Source organism: Psychrobacter coccoides, assembly GCF_017498085.1.
GTDB lineage: Bacteria > Pseudomonadota > Gammaproteobacteria > Pseudomonadales > Moraxellaceae > Psychrobacter > Psychrobacter coccoides.
Map to the genome: position 1 here is coordinate 25,474 of NZ_JAGBKM010000027.1, position 7,192 is coordinate 32,665.

Here is a 7,192-nt window from a genome sequence, read left to right on the forward strand (position 1 = left end):
ATGGCTAATGAGATAACATAGAGGCTAGAGGGTACAAAAAATGAAGATTAAAAAATATTTGTTAGTGTCGGTTGCACCAGTGGCATTGGTAGTTCCATTGACTATTGCGCATGCAGATACTTTTGCTGATGAGGTGCTGATTGGTACGTCAGGCGGCGGCTTAGTCTATGTGGATGAAGAAGAGAATGTCGTCGAGCCAGGTATTAAGGCAGTCACCTTTACGAGTACTAGACCTGATGATTTTGATAAAGATAACCCCAATTTTGTAGATCCATACTTTAATGGCACTACAGACTTTACGGACCTTGATTCACGCGGTGATGTCACTAATTGCCTGATGGCGAGTAATGACAATAACTGTGATGCAGCCTCTGGTTCAGGCAAGCGTATTAAGAATTATCTAACAGGTATGGATGCCTATGATACGCGATTACGTACTATAGCAAATGCCTATCCAGAGACAGATACTTCATCGGTTGACTATTTTACTTTTGGAAAAATGTCCAACTTTACTGGTGCGCGTATCACTGGTTTTGATATTGAGCTATTAGATAAAGATGGCAAGCCGATGGGCGAGTTGAGTCCTGAAAACGCGGTTCTTTTTAATCTTGATGTCACTGCTGATAGTCTCAAAGCTGGTTCTGGATTGGTTGATGGGCTGTTTGGTGGTGGCGGTCAAGAGGGCGAGGTTGGGTTTTTCTCAAGTGACAAAACAAAGTTTGCGCCCGATCATACATCTGACATCTTATCGTTTGGAGCTCTAAGCAATCCAGATTATGAAAAGCTTTTTGGAACAGGTTTCCTTGATGACACTATGGTACCAGATGGCATATTTTTCTGGGGTGAAGAGTTAGATCTCACTGAGGAGGGCGATCTTTTTGCTTGGAACAACCCTTCCGCTGGCGGCTGGACCTACGGCACATTGGATATTGATGCCAACCTTCCTGCAAGACTTGAAGAGCTGGCTACATCGTTAGGTGTTACTGTTGAAGAGCTAGACTATGTCGCTGGTGGTGCAGTCCCTGAAGGAATCATTACCGCTACCACGGCAAGTGATAGATTTGCAGTCGATGCCATTGAAGATTTGCGTAATGCGAACTTAAACTACACAATGACCGTTGGTACAGTTGAAGGCGGTGAAGTGACTGTACGTATCTCTCCAAGGTTTGCTCCTATTGTAGCGAGTGCAACAACTGAGCAGCAGTTACAAAACGCCATTTTTGTAGATACTTTGGCTGAAGTACCTTATTTGAACTTGCAAGGTAATAACGAAGCTTATCAAGAGGCACTTACTGGCATCGAAGGGATGAGCGCGGCTGAAAAATCAAAGTTCCTAAACAGTATCGGCTTTGGTTATGCAGCAGCATTCACCAATCTTGGTTTTGAAGCATCACGTGATCAAGTAAGAGCGATCACGAGACACGTTCCTTGGAGCAGTGCTAATAGCAGTCAAGATGTTAATTCAAATAATGATAGTTGGTTGATGCAAGACGGCTTGTATGGCTTTGCTTCACAAAGTGGTTCACGCTCAACGTATGATCCTACCAACAATTCTTTGGGTTATGATATAGATGTTTATGCACTTTCTGCAGGTATAGAAAAGCGTCTAAACGGCACCAATTCTTCACTAGGGTTGGCAGTGGGTTACACCGATTCAGAGGCAGAAGCGTCTCAGGATCATGGTAAGATCGAGGCTGATGGTTACTCAGTATCAGCCTTTACGCGGACTCGTTTCGGTGACGGTGGCTTGGTTCAAGCCTTAGTCGGTTATCAAGATTTATCATATGACTCTTACCGCGAAGCACCAGATAAGTCGACTGCAAAGGCAAATACAGATGGCTCACAGGTTTTTGCAGCATTGAATATTGATTACTTGAGAGACATGGGCAGATTTAAAGTAGGCCCTACTGCATCAATTGAATATTATGATGTTTCAGTTGATGGCTTTACTGAAACTGGTACAGACCTTTGGAATCTAGAAGTTAATGATCAAGATTCTGATGTCTTGCTAGCTTCTATCGGTGCACGTGGTGAATATCAATTGCCTACCAGTAATACTCGTCTGACAGGTAGCGTTAAATATACAAATGCATCTGGTGATGATCTTGCAGTTAAAAGTGGCTTTGTTGGCCAAAGCGGTTTAGCTCCATATACAGTAAAAGGACTGGACGAAGATTTGGTAGATGTGAGTGTTGGCATTGATCATGTCATTAAATCTAATGATTCTAGCCAAGTTTCTGTATACGGCGGTTATAATGGATCATTCGGTAGCGATTATGAGAATCAAGGATTGCATATCGGTCTCAACACCACTTTTTAAATAGAGAAAATATTCATCTATTTTTAGTATGGGACGAAGCGTTCAAAAGAAGCCAGATATTTTAGGTATCTGGCTTTTTTATGAGTGGCGCTTTATCTCAAAAATGTCAACTAATTTTGAGAATGAGAATATAAAATAAGCTGATAAATATATCATGCGGTCAGTCAGCTTATTTGTTATAATATGGCGTTATTTTTAAGGGTTAATTCAGTTATTAAGCGTTTATGTGCTATTACCTATTTCATAACTTTATGGTACTAACATAGACTTAATCTATCTACTTAATGCTGCATTACCCGCCTATCAAGATAACCACCACTAGGGGTATGTATGTTGCGAATTGTCGATGAAGCTTTAACCTTTGATGACGTTTTATTGTTACCAGCCTATTCTGAAGTCCTGCCAAAAACCGCTGATTTATCTACCCGCCTGACCAAAAACATCACACTCAATCTTCCGCTTATCTCTGCAGCTATGGATACGGTGACCGAATCTGAAATGGCCATTACTATGGCGCAGCTCGGTGGTCTAGGTATTTTGCATAAGAGCATGGATATCGCTAAGCAAGCGACACAAGTCCGCCGTGTCAAGAAGTTTGAAGCCGGTACGGTGGTCGATCCGATCACGGTACATCCAGAGATGACTATCGGTGAGTTGCTACAGCTGACTGAAGACCATAACATCTCAGGTGTTCCTGTGGTCGAAAAAGGCACGGACAATGTCGTCGGTATCGTGACCCACAGAGACTGGCGCTTTGAAACCAACCTGTCTTTGCCTGTCAGTCAAATCATGACACCAAAAGATCAATTGGTAACGGTACATGAGGGCGAGAGCAATGAAAACATCAAGAAGCTGCTGCATGAGCACCGTATTGAAAAAGTGATCGTTATCGATGATAACTTCCGTCTAAAAGGACTTATCACGGTCAATGACTTTGCCAAAGCTGAAAACAACCCCAATGCCTGTAAAGATGAGAAAGGCCGCCTCCGTGTCGGTGCGGCGGTCGGCACAGGGGCTGATACTGAAGCCCGTGTAGAGGCGCTGATTGATGCTGATGTTGATATTATCGTCGTTGATACAGCCCATGGTCATTCAAAAGGAGTGGTGGATAAAGTATCTTGGATTAAGAAGCATTATCCTAATGTACAGGTAATCGGTGGTAATATCGCCACAGGTGATGCGGCCAAAGCGTTACGAGATGCAGGCGCTGATGCGGTAAAAGTCGGCATCGGTCCAGGATCTATCTGTACCACACGTATCATCGCTGGTATCGGTGTGCCACAGATTTCTGCTATCGACAATGTTGCTAGTGCCTTACAAGACAGCATTCCATTGATTGCCGATGGTGGTATTCGCTACTCAGGTGATATGGCAAAAGCCATTGCTGCTGGTGCCTCTTGCATCATGGTCGGCTCACTCATGGCAGGTACCGAAGAGGCGCCAGGTGAAGTTGAGCTGTTCCAAGGCCGCTACTATAAAGCCTACCGTGGTATGGGTAGCTTAGGTGCGATGTCAGGCTCGAATGGCTCATCAGATCGTTACTTCCAAGATGCCAAAGATGGCGTAGAAAAGTTGGTGCCAGAAGGTATTGAAGGCCGTGTGCCTTATAAAGGTCCAGTTTCTGGTATTGTCAATCAGTTGGTCGGCGGTTTGCGCTCATCGATGGGTTATACGGGCTCTGCAACCATCGAAGAGATGCGCAGTAAACCACAGTTTATTAAAGTAACCTCAGCTGGCATGAAAGAGTCGCATGTCCATGATGTGCAGATCACCAAGGAAGCACCAAATTATCGTATTGACTAGTATGTTGATAAAAGAATATCCTTAGAGCATCACTATTTGGTATAGGATGTTATAAGATACAAACAGCCAACAATGCTCGTGTGTTGTTGGCTGTTTTTTTTGTAAAATAAGGCGTCAAGAATTTACCTTGTCTTTTGCATTGGATTTTGCTTATGTATATAGATAGGTTTGTTCCTATATTTTATTAGCTAGCGTAAGGATATAAAAATAATGAGCTATTTCGGCACTGATGGTATTCGAGGAAAGTTTGGTGAGCTGCCAATCACCCCTGATTTTATTTTAAAACTGGGCTATGTAACCGGGCGCGTCCTGATTGAGAGCAATGATAATCCTGATCGTAAACCCAGCGTGGTTATCGGTAAAGACACTCGTCTTTCCGGTTATGTCATTGAGGGGGCTTTGCAGGCAGGTTTTAACGCTGCTGGTGTCGATGTTCATATGCTAGGACCACTACCAACGCCAGCGATTGCACATTTGACCCGCAGTTTTCATGCAGATGCTGGCATTGTCATCTCAGCCTCGCACAACCCTTATTATGATAATGGCATAAAGCTGTTTTCAGGAGATGGCAAAAAACTCACTGATGAGATGCAAAATGCCATTAACGATAAATTAAAAGCCATCATGAGTGGTGGGATGGAAGACGATTTAGTCATGCCCATATTAGACCCAGCACGGCTGGGTAAAAACCATCGTATTGATGATGCCAAAGGCCGTTATATTGAATTTTGCAAAGGCAGCTTTCCTTATCAGTATGACTTAGGCGGTCTTACCGTAGTGATAGATTGTGCCAATGGTGCAGGCTATAGCGTGGCACCGCGCGTCATGCGTGAGCTGGGTGCCAATGTGATTGCCATTCATAACAAACCTGACGGCATCAATATCAATGCTAACTGTGGCTCCACCAATCCTGAGAGCTTACAACAAGCCGTATTAGAACATAATGCGGATGTTGGTATTGCATTAGATGGTGATGGCGATCGCATCGTGATGGTCGATGAGGCCGGCAGACTGGTTGATGGTGATGGCATTCTTTATGTGCTTGCCACTCAAAGTCAGGACCGTACGGAAGGGGTCGTTGGCACACTCATGAGTAACATGGGCTTAGAGCTGGCACTCAAAGCGGCTGATATTGAGTTTACCCGTGCAAAAGTAGGCGATCGCTATGTGATGCAAGACCTTGAGGCCAATGGTTGGATACTGGGCGGCGAGCCATCTGGACACATTCTGTGCTTAGATAAGAGCCGTACAGGAGATGCGATTATCGCAGGCTTACAAGTGTTGGCAGTGATGCAAGCTCAAGACAAAGCGTTAAGTGTATTGACAGAAGGTTTTGAGAAATTACCCCAAAAGCTGGTCAATGTGCGTTTAAGTCAGATGCAAGATCCATTCAAACACGAAGAGCTGGTTGCTGCTTTTGACAAGGCGCAGGCCACATTGGAAGGTCGTGGGCGCTTATTGATTCGTCAATCAGGTACAGAGCCGATGATTCGGGTGATGGTTGAGTCAGATGACGAGATCGAGTGCGATGTGATGGCAAACGATTTGGCCGATAAAATCAAAGCTGTATTAGGTTGATACTATTACACGTAGCTATAAGGAACAATCATGAGTATGGATTTTAGCGATCAGCGTCGCTCGTATGAAAAAGGTGTACTGGATCAGCAGTCAGTTCCCGCCTCACCATTTGAGCTGTTAGACGACTGGATGAAGGAAACGATAGAGCAGCAAGTGCAAGAGCCTTATGCGATGAGCTTGGCCACTTGTGGTGCGGACAACAAGCCCAGTGTGCGTATCGTATTGCTACGAGAGATTACAGAGACTGGTATTGTTTTTTATACCAACTATGAAAGTGCCAAAGGACAAGATATCGCCGAAAATCCCAATGCAGAAGTGCTGTTTTTTTGGCATGAGCTTGAGCGTCAGATACGTATCAGCGGACATATCGCTAAAATAGATGCCGATAAATCTGCGGCATACTTTCAAAAACGTCCGCATGATAGTCAGGTGGGGGCGTGGGTAAGCCAGCCCCAAAGTGGTGAAGTCGCCAATCGTGAAGTCATGGAACAAACGTTTGAGCAATTACAAAACGACTATCCAGAAAACAGCCCAGTGCCAACGCCAGAGTTTTGGGGTGGTTATGAGATTACGATTGAGCACATCGAGTTTTGGCAAGGGCGTGCCAGTCGTATGCATGATCGTATTGTCTACACACAGGATGACAATGCTGGTACAGACAGCTGGATAACCAAACGCTTGTTGCCATAGGTTGATACGGTACACCTATTAATGATAGGTGGTATTAAATTCTGATAATAACGAAGCACAAAGCCCAAGTTCATCTTGGGCTTTTTATCATCCAGCGCCGTAAAACCCCGTCCTTCTAGGGCGTGGATATCAGGCGTCAACCGTTGTCACCTAAGATTGAACATGCCTTGATAACCAAACGCATTGAGATCATAATTAATCCATGAAAACGCTCAAGCTACGCATCAAAGACAAACATGCCACTCAGCTCAATATCTTGGCTGGAGCGGTTAACTTTGTCTGGAATTACGTTAATGAGCTTAGTTTTAAACACCTTAAGCGCACAGGCAAATTCTTTTCAGCTTATGATTTGGCCGCTTATACCAAAGGTAGTGGCGAGTATTTAAACTTGCACAGTCAAACCTTGCAAGCGATTAGTGAGGTTCACTCCAAAAGCCGTAAACAATTCAAAAAAGCCAAACTCAACTGGCGCACCAATAACCCAAAGGCCAAGCGCAGATCTCTTGGATGGATTCCGTTTAAGAAAACCGCTATCAAACACTTGGCAACCAGACAATCAGGCAAGAAAAGCCTTAAGTCCACTATCCAACTAAGCCTCGCTAAAGGTAAAAAACTTACTATAGATCTATGGGACAGCTATAACCTAGCCCTGTACAGCATCAATACGTGCGAATTAGTACAAGACAATAGCGGTCACTGGTACGCCTGTATCACCGTCAAAGAATTTCCAAAAACAGTTTGTGGCATGGGCCAAGTCGGTATTGATTTAGGCTGTAAAGATGCCGCAGTCACTAGTGAAGG

General features: G+C 44.3%; 5 protein-coding genes. All 5 read left to right on the plus strand.

What is annotated here, in order from left to right:
- Positions 1 to 40 precede the first annotated feature (40 nt).
- Positions 41 to 2,320 carry a choice-of-anchor F family protein gene (locus J3492_RS11950; RefSeq protein WP_207992278.1) on the plus strand — a complete coding sequence of 760 codons (2,280 nt, stop codon included), beginning with the start codon at positions 41 to 43 and terminating at the stop codon, positions 2,318 to 2,320.
- Positions 2,321 to 2,650: 330 nt separating this feature from the next.
- Complete coding sequence (gene guaB, locus J3492_RS11955; protein ID WP_207992279.1) at positions 2,651 to 4,123, plus strand: IMP dehydrogenase; 1,473 nt, start codon at positions 2,651 to 2,653, stop codon at positions 4,121 to 4,123.
- A 210-nt stretch (positions 4,124 to 4,333) separates the two neighbouring features.
- The gene (gene glmM, locus J3492_RS11960) at positions 4,334 to 5,701 is read left to right on the plus strand and encodes a phosphoglucosamine mutase (RefSeq protein ID WP_207992280.1); all 1,368 of its coding nucleotides are present in this window, start codon (positions 4,334 to 4,336) and stop codon (positions 5,699 to 5,701) included.
- Between the two features lie 36 nt (positions 5,702 to 5,737).
- A complete protein-coding gene (gene pdxH / locus J3492_RS11965) occupies positions 5,738 to 6,391 on the plus strand; it encodes a pyridoxamine 5'-phosphate oxidase (RefSeq protein WP_207992284.1) in 654 nt (217 codons plus the stop codon).
- 202 nt (positions 6,392 to 6,593) lie between these two features.
- Positions 6,594 to 7,192 (plus strand): transposase (locus J3492_RS11970; RefSeq protein ID WP_279381164.1); only part of this gene is annotated, 599 nt, incomplete at its 3' end.

Bases quoted from the DNA above. Each gene is read 5' to 3' on its own strand.
- J3492_RS11950 (WP_207992278.1), top strand. From the start codon at position 41: ATGAAGATTAAAAAATATTTGTTAGTGTCGGTTGCACCAGTGGCATTG.
- guaB (WP_207992279.1), top strand. From the start codon at position 2,651: ATGTTGCGAATTGTCGATGAAGCTTTAACCTTTGATGACGTTTTATTG.
- glmM (WP_207992280.1), top strand. From the start codon at position 4,334: ATGAGCTATTTCGGCACTGATGGTATTCGAGGAAAGTTTGGTGAGCTG.
- pdxH (WP_207992284.1), top strand. From the start codon at position 5,738: ATGGATTTTAGCGATCAGCGTCGCTCGTATGAAAAAGGTGTACTGGAT.